Annotated in this window: 11 protein-coding genes and 1 pseudogene; all 12 read right to left on the reverse strand. The window is 72.2% G+C overall.

Translation table 11 applies throughout. The features are described 5' to 3' along the window. Positions 1-22 precede the first annotated feature (22 nt). Entirely contained in the window at positions 23-3,343 is a 3,321-nt protein-coding gene (gene carB / locus K336_RS0101215; RefSeq protein WP_028706074.1) for a carbamoyl-phosphate synthase large subunit, read from the reverse strand. Then, on the reverse strand, positions 3,343-4,497 hold the full coding sequence (gene carA, locus K336_RS0101220; protein WP_155944939.1) for a glutamine-hydrolyzing carbamoyl-phosphate synthase small subunit: 1,155 nt from the start codon (positions 4,495-4,497) through the stop codon (positions 3,343-3,345). Before carA ends, carB begins: the two co-directional genes overlap by 1 nt. A gap of 114 nt (positions 4,498-4,611) precedes the next feature. Continuing rightward, complete coding sequence (nusB, locus tag K336_RS0101225; protein ID WP_051245284.1) at positions 4,612-5,127, reverse strand: transcription antitermination factor NusB; 516 nt, start codon at positions 5,125-5,127, stop codon at positions 4,612-4,614. Further along, positions 5,127-5,690, reverse strand: a complete 564-nt coding sequence (gene efp, locus K336_RS0101230) for an elongation factor P (protein ID WP_028706077.1) — start codon at positions 5,688-5,690, stop codon at positions 5,127-5,129. The genes nusB and efp overlap by 1 nt, the downstream gene beginning before the upstream one ends. A 147-nt stretch (positions 5,691-5,837) precedes the next feature. Then, on the reverse strand, positions 5,838-6,533 hold the full coding sequence (locus K336_RS13520) for an FMN-binding negative transcriptional regulator (RefSeq protein ID WP_051245285.1): 696 nt from the start codon (positions 6,531-6,533) through the stop codon (positions 5,838-5,840). A gap of 51 nt (positions 6,534-6,584) precedes the next feature. Continuing rightward, the gene (gene aroB, locus K336_RS0101240) at positions 6,585-7,670 is read right to left on the reverse strand and encodes a 3-dehydroquinate synthase (RefSeq protein ID WP_021797543.1); all 1,086 of its coding nucleotides are present in this window, start codon (positions 7,668-7,670) and stop codon (positions 6,585-6,587) included. Continuing rightward, positions 7,667-8,274 (reverse strand): annotated as a pseudogene (locus K336_RS13525) (shikimate kinase). Before K336_RS13525 ends, aroB begins: the two are co-directional and overlap by 4 nt. Further along, positions 8,208-9,404 carry a chorismate synthase gene (aroC, locus tag K336_RS0101250; RefSeq protein ID WP_021797542.1) on the reverse strand — a complete coding sequence of 399 codons (1,197 nt, stop codon included), beginning with the start codon at positions 9,402-9,404 and terminating at the stop codon, positions 8,208-8,210. The pseudogene K336_RS13525 and the gene aroC overlap by 67 nt, the downstream one beginning before the upstream one ends. A 94-nt stretch (positions 9,405-9,498) precedes the next feature. Then, on the reverse strand, positions 9,499-10,830 hold the full coding sequence (gene mltG, locus K336_RS13530) for an endolytic transglycosylase MltG (RefSeq protein WP_081660468.1): 1,332 nt from the start codon (positions 10,828-10,830) through the stop codon (positions 9,499-9,501). Between the two features lie 95 nt (positions 10,831-10,925). After that, positions 10,926-11,411 (reverse strand): Holliday junction resolvase RuvX, encoded by a 486-nt coding sequence (gene ruvX, locus K336_RS0101260; protein ID WP_021797546.1) that lies wholly within the window; start codon positions 11,409-11,411, stop codon positions 10,926-10,928. Next, positions 11,395-14,082 (reverse strand): alanine--tRNA ligase, encoded by a 2,688-nt coding sequence (gene alaS, locus K336_RS0101265; protein WP_028706078.1) that lies wholly within the window; start codon positions 14,080-14,082, stop codon positions 11,395-11,397. The genes ruvX and alaS overlap by 17 nt, the downstream gene beginning before the upstream one ends. A gap of 118 nt (positions 14,083-14,200) precedes the next feature. After that, complete coding sequence (locus K336_RS0101270; RefSeq protein WP_051245286.1) at positions 14,201-15,637, reverse strand: replication-associated recombination protein A; 1,437 nt, start codon at positions 15,635-15,637, stop codon at positions 14,201-14,203. Positions 15,638-15,959 lie beyond the last annotated feature (322 nt).

The raw sequence follows: 15,959 nt of genomic DNA on the forward strand, positions 1-15,959 counted from the left end.
TCCTCGTTCTCGTGTGCCTGCTTCAGCCGCGTCGGGCGAAGTGCTCGTCCATGTCGGCGCCCCACTTCTGGAGCGGGCGCACCGAGATGCCCCCGCCGCGCACCGCCTGGATCGCCTGGACGGCCGACTCGAGCGCCTGGACGGTGGTGATCGAGGGCACGCCGTGCAGGATCGCCGCCGTGCGGATCTCATAGCCGTCGCCTCGAGGCCTGCCTCCGCGGGTCTCACCGGTCGGCGTGTTGAAGATGAGCGAGACCTCGTCGGCCTCGATGAGGTCGACGATGGTGGGTTCGCCGTGGGGCCCGCGGCCCTGGGTGTACTTGCGCACCGGCGTCACGTCGATGTCGTGCATCATGAGCACACTCGCGGTGCCCTCGGTGGCGAGGACCCGGAAGCCCATCTCCAAGAGCTCCTTGAGCGGCAGAATGATGTGGCGCTTGTCGCGGTTGGCCGCCGAGACGAACACGGCGCCGCTCGTGGGCAGCGAGCCGTAGACGGCCTCCTGGGCCTTGGCGAAGGCCACGCCGAAGGTGCGGTCGATGCCCATGACCTCGCCCGTCGAGCGCATCTCGGGTCCGAGCAGGGTGTCGACGCTGCGGCCCTGCTTCGTGAGAAAGCGGCTGAACGGCATGACGGCCTCCTTGACGGCGATCGGCATGCCGCGCCAGCGGGCGGCGCCGTCGCCGGTGGGGCGCAGCATGCCCGTCGCGCGCAGTTCGGCGATCGAGGAGCCGAGCATGATGAGCGTCGCCGCCTTGGCCAGCTGGGTGTTCGTCGCCTTCGAGACGAACGGGACCGTGCGCGAGGCGCGCGGGTTCGCCTCGATGACGTAGAGCGTGTCGGCGGACAGGGCGTACTGGATGTTGATGAGGCCCTGCACGCCGACGCCGCGCGCGATGGCCTCGGTGCTCGTGCGGATCTGCTCGAGGACCGCGTCGCCGAGCGTGGCCGGGGGCAGCGAGCAGGCCGAGTCGCCGGAGTGGATGCCCGCCTCCTCGATGTGCTCCATGATGCCGCCGACGTACAGTTCGGAGCCGTCGTGGAGGGCGTCGACGTCGATCTCGATGGCGTCGTCGAGGAAGCGGTCGACGAGCACCGGGGACTCGGGTCCGATGAGCGTGGAGTTCTCGATGTAGGCGGCCAGCGAGGGCTCGTCGTAGACGATCTCCATGCCGCGCCCGCCGAGCACGTAGCTGGGCCGCACGAGCACCGGGTAGCCGATGCCCTCGGCGACGGCCCGGGCCTGGTCGAAGCTCGTGGCCATGCCGTACTTCGGCGCGGGCAGGCCGGCTGCGTCGAGCACCTTCTCGAAGGCCTCCCGGTCCTCCGCGAGGAAGATCGCCTCGGGGCTCGTGCCGACGATCCGCACGCCCGCGTCCTCGAGCCGCTGGCTCAGGCGCAGCGGGGTCTGGCCGCCGAGCTGGACGATGACGCCGGCGACGGGGCCGGCCTGGCACTCGGCGTGATGGACCTCCAGCACGTCCTCGAGCGTGAGCGGCTCGAAGTAGAGGCGGTCCGAGGTGTCGTAGTCGGTGGAGACGGTCTCGGGGTTGCAGTTGACCATGACCGACTCGTAGCCGTTGGCGCTGAGCACCTCGGCGGCGTGGACGCACGAGTAGTCGAACTCGATGCCCTGACCGATGCGGTTGGGGCCCGACCCGAGGATGAGGACGGCGGGCCGCTCGCGCGGGGCGACCTCGGTCTCCTCGTCGTAGCTCGAGTAGTGGTACGGGGTACGGGCGGCGAACTCGGCGGCGCAGGTGTCGACGGTCTTGTAGACGGGCCGCACGCCGAGCTCCCAGCGCCGCGCGCGCACCTGCGCCTCGTCGATGCCCCGCAGGACCGCGATCTGCCGGTCGGACAGGCCGTGACGCTTGGCCAGGCGCAGCAGCGGCTCGTCGAGCGCATCGGCGGTGCGGACCTGCTCGCCGACCTCGTGGACGAGGGCGACCTGGTCGAGGAACCACGGGTCGATGGCGGTGATCTCCTGGATCCGTTCGACGGGCACTCCGGCGCGCAGCGCCTCGCCGATCTCCAGGATGCGGCCGTCGTGCGGGCGGGCCAGGGACGCGAGGATCGCATCGGCGTCGCCGTCGAACTCGTCCGACAGCCAGAAGCCGGAGCCCTGCTCGGTGGAGCGCAGCGCCTTGCCGAAGGCCTCGGTGAAGTTCCGGCCGATGCCCATCGCCTCGCCCACCGACTTCATGTGGGTGGTCAGCGTGGCGTCGGCGTAGGGGAACTTCTCGAAGGCGAAGCGCGGCACCTTGACGATGACGTAGTCGAGGGTGGGCTCGAAGCTGGCAGGCGTCTGCCGGGTGATGTCGTTGGGGATCTCGTCGAGGGTGTAGCCGACGGCGACCTTCGCGGCGATCTTGGCGATCGGGAAGCCGGTGGCCTTGGAGGCCAGCGCCGAGGAGCGGGAGACGCGCGGGTTCATCTCGATGACGATGAGCCGACCGTCGTCGGGGTTGATCGCGAACTGGATGTTGCAGCCGCCGGTGTCGACGCCGACGGCGCGGATGATCGCGATGCCGACGTCGCGCATCCGCTGGTACTCGCGGTCGGTCAGCGTCATCGCCGGGGCCACGGTGATCGAATCGCCGGTGTGGATGCCCATCGGGTCGAAGTTCTCGATGGAACACACGATGACGACGTTGTCCGCCTTGTCGCGCATGACCTCCAGCTCGAACTCCTTCCAGCCCAGCACCGACTCCTCGACGAGGACCTCGGTGACCGGGCTGGCGTCCAGACCGATGGCGGCCATCGCGACGAGCTCGTCGTGATCGTGCGCGAGGCCGGAGCCGACGCCGCCCATCGTGTAGCTGGGGCGCAGCACGAGCGGGTAGCCGAGGTCGTCGGCGGCCCGCTCGACGTCGGCGATGCTGTGGCAGATGTGGGAGCGGGCGACCTCGGGGTCGCCCACCGGCAGGCCCTCGACGATCTCCTTGAACCGCTCGCGGTTCTCGCCGCGCTGGATCGCCTCGACGTTCGCGCCGATGAGCTCGACGCCGTACCGCTCGAGGGCGCCGGACTCGTACAGCGAGATGGCGGTGTTGAGGGCGGTCTGCCCGCCGAGGGTGGCCAGCAGGGCGTCCGGTCGCTCGGCGGCGATGACCTTCTCGACGAACCCGGGGGTGATCGGCTCGATGTAGGTGGCGTCGGCGAACTCGGGGTCGGTCATGATGGTGGCCGGGTTGGAGTTCACGAGGATGACGCGGTAGCCCTCGTCGCGCAGGACGCGGCAGGCCTGGGTGCCGGAGTAGTCGAACTCGGCGGCCTGGCCGATGACGATCGGGCCGGAGCCGATGACGAGAATGGATGAGATGTCGGTGCGCTTGGGCATCAGGCCTGCTCCCCCGCCGTGGTCGTGCGTGCATTGTCGGCCATCATCGCGACGAACTCGTCGAAGAGGTACGAGGCGTCGTGCGGGCCGGCGGCCGCCTCGGGGTGGTACTGCACCGAGAAGGCGACGAGCCGGCCGTCGCGGGTCAGTCGCAGACCCTCGACGACGCCGTCGTTGAGGCAGACGTGCGAGACCTCGACGCGCCCGTACGCCGTGTCGACCGGGTGGTCGGTCGGCGCGTCGACGGCGAAGCCGTGGTTGTGGGCCGTGATCCCGATCCTGCCGGTGGCGCGGTCGAGGACCGGCTGGTTGATGCCGCGGTGGCCGTACTTGAGCTTGTAGGTGTCGAAGCCCAGGGCCCGGCCGAGCACCTGGTTGCCCATGCAGATGCCGAACAGCGGCAGGCCCGCGGCGAGCGCCCTGCGGCACAGCTCGGCGGCGGCGGCGGCGGTCGACGGGTCGCCCGGCCCGTTGGACAGGAAGAGGCCGTCGGGGCCGATGGCCCGCACCTGCTCCCAGTCGGCGGTGGCGGGCAGCACGTGGACCTCGATGCCGCGCTCGGACAGGCGGTGCGGGGTCATGGACTTGATGCCGAGGTCGATGGCGACGACGGTGAACCGCTTCTCGCCCCGGGCCGGCACGACATAGGGCCTCGCCGTCGTGACGCGCCGGACGAGGTCGGCGCCGGCCATCGGCGGGACGCGCCGGACCCGGGCCAGGAGGGCGTCGACGTCGGCACCGAGGGAGCTGATGCCGACCCGCATGGCACCGCGCTCGCGCAGATGGCGGGTCAGGGCGCGGGTGTCGATGGCGGAGATGCCGACGACGCCCTGCCGCACGAGCTCCTCGTCGAGGCTGCGCCTGCTGCGCCAGTTCGAGGGAACCCGGGAGGGATCGCGCACGACGTAGCCGGCGACCCAGATGCGACCGGACTCGTCGTCCTCGTCATTCCAGCCGGTATTGCCGATGTGGGGTGCGGTGGCCACGACCACCTGGCCCTCGTAGCTGGGATCGGTGAGGGTCTCCTGGTAGCCGGTCATGCCGGTGGAGAACACCGCCTCGCCGAAGGTCTCGCCGAGGGCCCCGAAGGCCCGGCCGTGGAAGACCCGGCCGTCCTCGAGAACCAGGATCGCGTCTTTTCCGTGCGCGCTCATGACCATCCTTCCCCGCCCTGAGCGGGCCGCGAGTACGAGACCTGGGCTGAGTTCTCGGGGGAACGATACCAGTGCGCCGGCCCCGCCCCGACAGCCACGGCGCGGCCGGACGGCTCACTCGGAGTCGTTCCCGGGGCGCGTGTCGGCGGCCCTGTTCAGCAGGCCGCTGAGGAAGGCGACGGACTCGTCGCTGCTCAGCTCGTTGGCGAGTTCGAGGGCCTCGCTGATGGCGATCCGCGGGGCGATGCCGGTGCGGTCCAGCTCCCACACGGCGATGCGGGCCAGGTTGCGGTCGACGCGGGGCATGCGTTCGAGCGTCCAGTCGCCGCTCAGGCATTCGGCGATGCGGCGGTCGACCTCGCCGGCGTGCTCCCAGTAGCCGTGCAGAACCGTGGCGGCGTACTCGCGCACGTCGGGCTCGCCCTGGGCGGCACGGCGCGCGAGCACCGCGTCGAGGGACTCGTCGCGCAGCTCGGCCTGGAAGAGGACGTCGAGCGCCTGCTTGCGGGCCTTGGTCCGGGTGGAGTGGTGGGCGCCCGCGAAGTCGGTGCTGGCCACCTTCACCGCGCCGGGCACCGGGGGGTGCTCCCCCGGTGCCAGCGCGATGACCCGTTCGTCGTCTGCGTCCATCAGCTCTGGACTCGTCCGAGGTAGGAGCCGTCGGCGGTGCTGATCCTGATGCGTTCGCCGGTGGTGATGAACAGGGGCACCTGGACCTGCTTGCCGGTCTCGACGGTGGCGGGCTTGTTGCCGCCGGTGGAGCGGTCGCCCTGCAGGCCGGGCTCGGTATAGGTGACCTCGACCTCGATGGAGGCCGGCAGGTCGACGTACAGCGGGTTGCCCTCGTTGGTGGCGACGGTGACGATCATGCCCTCGAGCAGGTAGTCCTTGTCGTCCCCGATGACGTCCTCGGGGATCGTGAGCTGCTCGTAGGTGTCGGTGTCCATGACGACGTAGCCGCTGGCGTCAGCGTACAGGTACTGCATGTCGCGGCGATCGACCTGGGCCATCTCGATCTTCGTGTCGGCGGGGAAGGTGCGGTCGACGACCTTGCCGTTGAGCACGTTCTTGATCTTGGTGCGGACGACGGTGTTGCCCTTGCCCGGCTTGTGGTGCTGGAACCACAGGACCCGCCAGAGCTGACCGTCGAGGTTCAGCACGGTGCCGTTCTTGATGTCGTTGGTCGTAGCCACTGATGGAAGCCTTTCGCGCAGTTGTCAACGGCCGGTCCGGGCGCGGGGCCCTCCTGGCGTCGGGGCGGTGCGCGGCCGGAGTCGGCGCGACCGGCCGGGCGGCCTGCGGTCGCGGAACCGGGCGGCACACGGCCGCGAGGATCCATCCTAGCCGACGGTCCGGCCCGGGCCCTTCGCGGCGCGGGCGCGCTCGACGGCCCGTTCGCGGGCCAGGGCGTGCTCCCGGGCGGGCCCGCGCAGGAAGGCGATGGCGCCGGCGGACGGGCGCCGGTACCGCGGCTCGGCCTCCTGGGTGCGGCGCGCCTCGAGCGCGTCGGCGATGGCCCCGATGTCCGAGCTGGGCCGGTTCTGGCTCATCTTCGCCTTGCCGACGATCGAGGTGATGCGCAGCTCGAGGCCGACGATCGCGGCGACCATTCCCCGGAGCCGCTCGGGGTCGAGCTCCTCCACCCGCCAGTCGGTCGGCTGGGCGTCGACCAGCTCGCCGAGCGAGGCGATGATCCACTCCGGCTCCTCGTGGGCGACGAGCGTGCCGTGCACGTGCATCGTGAGGTGGTCCCAGGTGGGCACCTGACCGGGGGCCTCGTGGTCGGACGGGTCGATGTAGTCATCGGGGCCGTGCAGGATCACCATCGCCGGGCCCTGCGCCCGCCACTGGGGGTTGACCCTGGCCATGTGGGTGCGCAGGCAGCCGAGCCGGCCGGCGTGCGGGTCGAGGCTCCAGGGCAGGAAGGTCGCGTCGAGGCCGTCGGGTCCGTTCGTCACGAGGTCGCCGGCGCCGACGCGGCGCAGCAGCGCGCCGAGCCGGTCGGCGGCGAGCGCGAAGTGCTCGGGGACGTACATGCCAGTCTCCTGTTCCTCGGTCTCCGGTCGGGCGGTTCGGTGCCGCACGGCTCAGCCGGTGAGGGCCTCCCAGGCGCCGATCAGCGCCCGCTCGGGTGGGTCGACGATCATCGTGACGCGGCCCGGTTCGCGCAGTCCGACGAAGCGCAGCGTGGCGCCGCGGGTCTTCTTGTCGCGGGCCATGAGCGTGCGGGCCCGCTGCCAGCCGATGCCCCGGTAGCGGGTGGGCAGGCCGACCAGCCCGAGCATCCGGCGGTGACGCTCCACGTGCTCGGGCGCGAGCCCGATGACGCGGTGGGCCAGCTCGGCGGCGAAGACCATGCCCAGGCCCACGCACTCGCCGTGGCGCCGGGTGTAGTGCTCGCCGGCCTCGATGGCGTGGCCCATCGTGTGGCCGTAGTTGAGCTGTTCGCGACCGACCCGGTCGCCCACCGAGGTGGACTCGCGCAGGTCGGCACCGACGACGTCGGCCTTGACCCGCACGGACCGCGCGATGAGCTCGGGCATGAGGGCGCTCGTCGGGTCGAGGGCCTCGAGGGGGGACGCCTCGATGAGTTCGAGCGTACGCTCGTCGGCGATGAGGCCGTGCTTGATGACCTCGCCGAGGCCGGCGCGCACGTCATCGACCGGCAGGCCGGCGAGCAGTCCGGTGTCGGCCAGGACCGCCGAGGGCTCCCAGAAGGCGCCGATGAGGTTCTTGCCCTCGGGCAGGTCGGCGCCCGTCTTGCCGCCGATGCCCGCGTCGACCATCGCGAGGACGGTGGTGGGGACGCTCACCCAGCGGACGCCGCGCATCCACGTGGCGGCGATGAAGCCGGCCAGGTCGGTGGTCGCTCCCCCGCCGATGCCCACGACGAGGTCGCTGCGCGTGAAGCCGGCGACGGCCAGGGCGCTCCAGCACCGGGCGAGCACCTGCGGGGTCTTGGCCGCCTCCCCGTCGGGCAGCTCGATGAGGACGGGCTCGGCCCCCGCGATGCGCACGAGGTCGCCCGCACGCCGGGCCGCCGAAGCCAGCGGGGGCGCGTGGAGGATGCCGACCAGTGCCGCGTCGCGGACGTGCTCGCCCAGCCGGTCGAGGGCCCCGGGGCCGATGAGGGCCCGGTAGGGCCGTTCGGTGATGAAGTCGACGACGGTCATGCCCGGTTCTCCTCGTCCCATCCGAGGGCGGCGGCCAGTTCGGCGGCGACGCACCCGGAGTGCCTGCGGTCGGTGTCGATGCGGATGGTGGCGACCTCGCGGTAGAGCGGGTCGCGCTCGGCCTTGAGGCGGCGCAGGACGGCGGCGACGTCGCCGGTCATGAGCGGGCGGTGGGTCGAGTCGCCGATGCGCTGGACCCCCTGCCGCACCGACTGCGGCAGCCAGGCGACCTCGTGCCCGGCGAGCGCCCGCCGGCCCGTTTCGTTCGTCACGGCTCCCCCGCCCAGCGCGATGACACCGGGCCGGGACAACAGCTCGACGACGGCGTTCGCCTCGAGACCCGGAAGGCCGGTTCGCCGTCGGCGGCGAAGGTCTCAGCGATCGTGCGGCCCCGCCGGGCCTCGAGGCGGTCGTCGGCGTCGACGAAGTCCAGGCCGCAGGTGCGGGCCAGGAGGGTGCCGACGGTGGCCTTGCCGACGCCCGGCAGACCGACGAGGACGACCTGACGGCGCCCGGCGGGCCCGGCCCCGGCCGCGCTCACGGCAGCACCGACAGGCCGCGGTCGGCCAGGTGGGCGAGATAGGCCCGGTGGTTGCGGCGGCACTCCTCGAGCGAGTCGCCGCCGAACTTCTCCAGACAGACCTCGGCGAGGGTGAGGGCGACCATGGCCTCGGCGACGACGCCGGCGGCCGGGACGGCGCAGACGTCGGAGCGCTGGTGGTGGGCCACGGCCGGTTCGCCGGTGCGCACGTCGACGGTGCGCAGGGCCCTCGGAACCGTGGCGATCGGCTTCATGGCCGCGCGCACGCGCAGCACCTCGCCGGTGCTCATGCCCGCCTCGGTCCCGCCGGCCCGGCCGGTGGCGCGCCGGATGCCGTGGGGGCCGTTGACGATCTCGTCGTGCGCCTGCGAGCCGCGCACCCGGGCCAGGCCGAAGCCGTCGCCGAACTCGACGCCCTTGATGGCCTGGATGCCCATGAGGGCGTAGGCGATCTTGGCGTCCAGGCGGGTGTCGCCCTCGCGCATCGCGCCGAGCCCGGGCGGGCAGCCCCAGGCGAGCACCTCGACGACGCCGCCGAGCGTGTCGCCGTCCTTCTGGCAGGCCGCGATCTCGGCCTGCATGACCCGTGAGGCCTCCGGGTCGAAGCAGCGCACCGGGTCGGCGTCGATGAGCTCGAGGTCGGCCATGCGCGGCGGCTCGCCGGCCCGGGCGGCGGCGCCGCCGAGCTCGACGACGTGGCTGAGGATCGTGATGCCGAAGGCCTGGGCGAGGAAGTTCCTGGCGACCTGGCCGATGGCGACGCGGGCGGCCGTCTCCCGGGCGCTGGCCCGCTCCAGCAGCGGGCGGGCCTCGTCCCAGTCGTACTTCTGCATGCCCGCCAGGTCGGCGTGGCCCGGGCGGGGGCGGGTGAGCGCCTCGTTGCGGGCGAGACCGGCCAGCTCGTCGGGATCAACCTCGTCGGGGCTCATCACCGTGCGCCACTTGGGCCACTCGGTGTTGCCGATGACGATCGCGACGGGCGAGCCGAGGGTCTCGCCGTGGCGCAGGCCGGCGAGCATCGTCACCTCGTCGGCCTCGAAGGACATGCGCGCCCCCCGGCCGGCGCCCAGCCGACGACGGGCCAGCGCCCGACGGATGTCGTCCGAGGAGACGCGGACGTGGGCGGGGATGCCGTCGAGGGTGGCGACGAGCGCCTGACCGTGGGACTCGCCGGCGGTGAGATAACGCAGCATGCTCTCCAGTATCCCAGCAGCCCGCGGGGCCGAGCGGCGGACCCGCGGTGCGGACGTCGGGCCGGCCCGGCCGCGAGGGTCCCCGCCGGTGCGGTCACTCCCCGCAGCGGTCGGCGTTGTCCTGGCACCAGGCCTGGAACTCGGCGACGTTGGCGGCGTGCTCCTCCTCGGTGACGGCAAACTTCGTCTCGCCGGTGTCGGGATTGACCGCGACGAAGTACATGTAGTCGCCGCTGGCCGGGTTGAGCGCCGAGTGCAGCGCCTCCTGGCCCGGGTTCGAGATGGCGCCGGGGGGCAGGCCCTCCCTCGTGTAGGTGTTGTACGGCGAGTCGACGGAGCGCTCCTCGTCGGTGGTCGTGATCCGCCCGGTCATGTTGTTGGCGTAGATGACCGTCGCGTCCGACTGGAGTTTCACGTTCCGCTCCAGGCGGTTGTAGAAGACCTCGGCGATCTGGGGGCCGTAGTCGAAGTTCGTCGTCTCCTTCTCGATGATCGAGGCGACGACGACCACGTCGTGGGGCGAGCGGCCCAGCGCCGCCGCCCTGCCGACGAGGTCCTCCTCGGTGGCGATCCGCTTGAACTGGTCGATCATCTTCGTGAGGACGTCGGCGGCCGTGTCCGCCGGGTCGTAGGTGTAGGTCTCGGGGAACAGGTAGCCCTCGACGTCGCCCTGGGCGTAGTCGGGCAGTCCGAGCGCGGCGGGGTCGGCGGCAGCGGCCTCGAAGTCGGACACGGGGATGCCGGTCGTCTGGCTCAGCTGGGCGAAGACCTCGGAGTCGCGCAGGCCCTCGCGCAGCGTGATGAGGTTCGTCGCGAGGTTGGCGGGGTCGAGGAGCAGGTCGAGAGCGGCCCTGGCCGACATGTGCTGGCGCATCATGTAGGTGCCCGCGTGGATGCTGCTGGAGCGCTCGTCCTGGTTTGCGATGCGCACGAAGGCCCGGGACGAGGCGACGACCTGGTCGGCGGCGAGGGTGTCGCCCATCTCGGTGATCGTCATGCCCTCCCGGATGGTCACCGGCACCGAGGTGGACTCGTCGCCGGCGCCCTCGTAGTCGACGCCGCGGTAGCTCGTCCAGGCCTGGGAGGCCTTCTGGAAGCCGAGGTACCCGCCGCCGCCGATGATGACGATCGACAGGAGCACCGCGATGACCGACTTGAGGCGGGAGCCGCGGCGGCCCCTGCGCCCGCCCGGGGTCGCGCCGTCGGCGCCGAGCAGGTCGTCGCCGAGGTCCTCGTCGTCCTCGTCGGCCGGTTCGTCCTCGCGCGCCTCGTCGGGTTCCTCTTCCTCCTCGTCAGGGTCCTGGGCGCGGCCGGGTCTGCGGTGCGGCTCGTCATCGTCGTCGGCGCGGCTCGTGGCGCGCGCGGGGCCGGGCGCTGCGAAGAAGTCGTCGAGGTCGCCGTCATCAGCGGCTCGTTTCGGTTTCATGACGCCACCTCCCCATCATTCAGGCCTGCCCGCCGAGTCCGGGCCGCCCGCCGCGTGCGGGCGCCCATCAGGTCTGGCCAGAACTGTATCGGACTTCAGGCCCTGTCGATGACCTCGCCCGGCGCTGAGCCGTCTCGTTTCTCCATGTCAATCGCCTGTTCAAGGATCGTCACGGCGGCTGCCTGGTCGATGACCGGTTTGCGGGCCCGGGAGTCTAGGCCGGTGGAGGCCAGCCGGCGGGCCGCCGTGACGGTCGTGAGGCGCTCGTCGACGAGCCGCACCGGCAGGTTCGTCTCGGCGTTGACCCGTCGCGCGTTCTTCCGCATGGCGCGGGCCGCCACGCCGGCCCTGTCACCGCGCAGGTCGGTGGGCAGGCCCATGACGATCTCGATGGGCCCGTACTCGGTGATGAGCGCCCGGATGGCAACCATCACCTCGTCGTCGTTGGGCACCGTCGCGACCGGGTAGGCCAGGACGCCATCCCGGTCGCAGGCGGCCACGCCGATGCGGGCCCGGCCCCAGTCGAGGCACAGGCGCGCACCGGGGCGCCAGGCCGGCCGCTCCTCAGCCGAGGAGGACATGGCCGATCGCGTACTCGACGGCCTGGAGCGCCTCGTCGGCCCTGGCGGCGTCGGAGCCGCCGCCCTGGGCCAGGTCGTCCTTGCCGCCGCCGGCGCCGCCGAGCCTCGTCGCGCCCTCGCGGACGAGGACGCCGGCCCGCAGCCCGCGCTCGCGGGCGGCCGGGGTGGTCGCCACGACGATGGTGGGCTTGGCGTCGGCACCGCCGACGAGCGCCACGACGGCCGGGCGGTCGCCGAACCGGTCGCGCACGTCGACGGCGAGGGTCCTCAACCGGCCGCCGTCGACGCCGGGCAGGCGCTGGGCGGCATAGGCGACGCCCCACATGTCCTTGGCGTCCTCGACGAGCGCGCCGGCCCCGGCGAGCAGCTGGGCCCGCCGCATGTCCTCGATCTGCTTCTGCGCGGCCTTCAGGTCGGTGACGAGGGAGCCGACGCGCTCGGCGAGCTGGTCGGGCTGAACGTGCAGCATGCCGGTGAGTCGGCTCACGAGGGCGCGCTCGCCCGCCATGTGCGTGAAGGCGTCCGTGCTGACGAGGGCCTCGATGCGCCGGGTGCCGGCGCCGACGGACTGCTCGGAGACGAGGTTGAGCAGGCCGATCTGGCTGGAGTGGGCGACATGGGTGCCGGCGCACAGCTCGCGGCTCCAGGCGCCGTCCATCTCGACGACGCGCACGATGTCGGGGTACTTCTCGCCGAACATCGCCATGGCGCCCATGGCCCGGGCCTTCTCGAGCGGCATCTGGGTGGCGCGCACCTCGAGGTCGTCGCGGATGGCCTCGTTGCAGCGGGCCTCGATCTCGCAGACCAGTTGCTCGGACAGGCCGTGCGTAGCGCCGAAGTCGAAGCGCAGGTAGCCGGGCTTGTTGTAGGAGCCGGCCTGCGTCGCCGTGGGGCCGACGAGCTGGCGCAGGGCGGCGTGCAGGATGTGGGTGGCCGAGTGCGCCTGGCAGGAGCCCTGGCGGTGGAAGGCGTCGACGACGGCCTGGACCTCGTCGCCGACGGCCAGCTCGCCCTCGGCCCGCACGGTGTGGACGACGAGGCCCGGCACCGGACGCTGGACGTCGACGACCTCGAAGTCGCCGCCGGGGGCCCGGATGACGCCGGCGTCGGAGTCCTGACCGCCCATCTCGGCGTAGAAGGGGGTCTCCTCGAGGACGATCTCGACCGTCTGGCCCGCGGCGACGCGGTCGACCACCTGGCCGTCGGCGATGAGGCCGCGGACCTTCGTGGGCACGTCGAGCTCGGAGTAGCCGACGAAGTTCGTCTCGCCGGCGGCGCGCAGCTGGGTGTAGGCCTCGGCGCCGCCCGTCGTGGCCTTCTTCGACAGGGAGTCGGCCTTGGAGCGGGCGCGCTGGGCGTCCATGAGGGAGCGGAAGGACTCCTCGTCCACCGTCAGGCCCTGCTCGGCGGCCATCTCGAGGGTGAGGTCGATCGGGAAGCCGTAGGTGTCGTGCAGCTGGAAGGCCCGGTCGCCGGGCAGGACGAGGGATCCGGAGGCCCTCGTCTCGGCGACGGCCGTGTCGAACAGCTGGGTGCCCGAGCTCAGGGTGCGGGCGAACGCGGCCTCCTCGGCCGCGGCGATGTCCTGGATGCGGGCCCAGGCCTCGTCGATCTCGGGGTAGGTGACGTGCATGCACTGGCGCGAGACGTCGAGCAGCTCGACGATCGACGGCTTCTCGACGCCGAGCAGGCGCATCGAGCGGATGGAGCGGCGCAGCAGGCGGCGCAGAACGTAGCCGCGGGCCTCGTTGCCGGGCCGCACGCCGTCGGTCATGAGCATGAGCGAGCTGCGGACGTGGTCGCCGACGACGCGCAGGCGCACGTCGTCGGTGCCGTCCTGCCCGTAGGCGCGGCCGGACAGCTCGGAGGCGCGGGCGATGACCGGGAAGACATCGTCGGTCTCGTACATGTTGTCGACGTCCTGCATGAGGTAGGCGATGCGCTCCAGGCCGGCGCCGGTGTCGATGTTGCGCATGGCCATCGGGCCGGCGATGTCGAAGTCGTCCTTGGCGCGGACGGCGCTGAGCACCTCGGTCTCGAAGACGAGGTTCCAGATCTCGAGGAAGCGGTCCTCGTCGGCCTCGGGGCCGCCGTCGGGGCCGTACTGGGGGCCGCGGTCGATGTAGATCTCGGAGCAGGGGCCGCCGGGCCCGGGAACGCCCATGTGCCAGTAGTTGTCCTTGAGAGTGCGCCCCTGGATGTGCTCGGCGGGGACGCCGACCCCCAGCCAGGCCTCGCGGGCCTCGACGTCGCCGTCGGGGTAGTCGGGGTGGTGGCCGGGGCCGAGGACGGTGACCCAGACCTTGTCGGGCCCGAAGCCGAAGCAGCCGTCGTCGAGGGAGCCGGTGACCAGCTCCCAGGCGTACTCGATGGCCTCCTTCTTGAAGTAGTCGCCGAAGCTGAAGTTGCCGAGCATCTGGAAGAAGGTGCCGTGCCGGGTCGTCTTGCCGACCTCGTCGATGTCGAGCGTGCGCACGCACTTCTGGATGCTCGTCGCGCGCTTCCAGGGCGAGGGCTGTTCGCCCATGAGGTACGGCTTGAAGGGCACCATGCCCGCGTTGACGAACAGCAGCGTGGGGTCATTGTAGAGCAGCGAGGCGCTCGGCACCGCGGTGTGCCCCTTCGAGACGAAGAAGTCCTGGAAGCGACGGCCGATCTCAGCAGCTTTCATGGTGCCTTTCCCTCTTTGTCCCTCGGGGGTGACGCCCCGTGGTGCACGAGGCCGCGGCCAAGACTACCGCGGGGCGCTGAACGGGCCTTGCCGCGAGGCGTGTCGCGCAGGCCGGCCCTCAGCGCGGCTCGTCCGGGCCGTCGGCGCCGGGGGCGAGGAGGCGCCGGATCGTCTCCAGGCGCGCGGCGATCGCCTCCTCGTTGCCGTGGTCGGTGGGCTCGTAGTAGTGGGTGCCGACGAGCTCGTCGGGAAGGTACTGCTGAGGCGCCACGGCGTGCGGCCAGTCGTGGGCGTAGCGGTAGCCGACGCCGTGGCCGTGGTCGGCGGCCGCCGCGTAGTGGGCGTCGCGCAGGTGCGCCGGGACCGGCCCGACCCGGCCGGCCCGCACATCGGCGAGGGCCCTGTCGATCGCGACGATGACGGCGTTCGACTTCGGAGCGGTGGCGGCGGCGATGGTTGCCTGGGCGAGGTTGATGCGGGCCTCGGGCATGCCGATGAGCTGCACCGCCTGCGCCGCCGCGACGGCGGTCTGGAGCACGCTCGGGGCGGCCATGCCGATGTCCTCGCTCGCCAGGACGATGAGGCGGCGCGCGATGAAGCGGGGGTCCTCACCGGCCTCGATCATGCGGGCCAGCCAGTGCAGGGCGGCGTCCGGGTCGGAGCCGCGCACCGACTTGATGAAGGCGCTGATGACGTCGTAGTGCTGGTCGCCGTCCCGGTCGTAGCGCACGGCGGCGCGGTCGACGGAGGCGGCCAGGACGGCCGAGGAGATCTCGGCGCTCTCCCCCGCGGTGGCGCCGGCGGCGGCCTCCTCGAGATAGGTGAGGACGCGGCGGGCGTCCCCGCCGCTCAGGCGCAGCAGGTCGGCGCGGGCGGTGTCGGTGATCGTGTAGGGCCCGCCGTCGGGGGTGCGCAGGCCCCGCTCGTCGGCCAGGGCCCGGTCGACGAGCTCGTTGATGTCCTCGGGCGACAGCGGCTCGAGGGTGAGGAGCAGCGAGCGCGAGAGCAGCGGCGGGATCACCGAGAAGGAGGGGTTCTCGGTGGTCGCGGCGATGAGCGTGACGATGCGGTTCTCGACGGCCGGCAGCAGGACGTCCTGCTGGGCCCTGCTGAAGCGGTGCACCTCGTCGACGAAGAGCACGGTGGGCCGGCCGTGGGCCAGCTCGGCGCGGGCGGTGTCGAGTTCGCGGCGCACGTCCTTGACGCCGGCGGTGACTGCGGAGATCTCGACGAAGCGGCGGTTCGTGGCGTGCGAGACGACCGAGGCGATCGTCGTCTTGCCGACGCCGGGCGGGCCCCACAGGAAGACGCTCATCGAGGCGGTGCCCTCGGCGAGGCGGCGCAGTGGGGAGCCGGGGGCCAGCAGCTGCCTCTGCCCGACGATCTCGTCGAGGGTGCGGGGGCGCATGCGCACGGCCAGCGGCGCGTCGGGGCTGGCGGCGTCGCCGAGCGAGCCGCCGCGGCCGTGCGGCTCTGCGGCGGGCATCACCGTCCCGAACAGGTCCTCGCTCACGAGGTGAACGATAGCGCCGGGCGCGGACAGACGGCGGACCATGGGGCGAAGCGCGTCGGGGCCATCGAAGAGCCTGTGCGCCCGGCCGGGAGCAGGCACTCACGGTGCGTCGGACGCCAGCAGGGCCGTGCGGACACTGTGGGCCGGATCGTTCGCGAGTATCTTCCGGGCATCTCTCTGCTCGGAAGTGGGGTCGGTCCTCGCCAACTTCTCAGCGAGGGCGCGGCGTACCCGCGGATCGGGATCGGCGGCCAAGCGAGCACCGGGGTGGGAAGGGCAGGGATGTCTTGCCCAGATGATGCCGGCGAGCGAACGGGAGGCCCGGCCCTGCCCGGCGAGGAAACCGAGGTCTAGGTCAGGTGCC

Source organism: Propionibacterium acidifaciens DSM 21887 (genome assembly GCF_000426605.1).
GTDB classification, from domain to species: domain Bacteria; phylum Actinomycetota; class Actinomycetes; order Propionibacteriales; family Propionibacteriaceae; genus Propionibacterium; species Propionibacterium acidifaciens.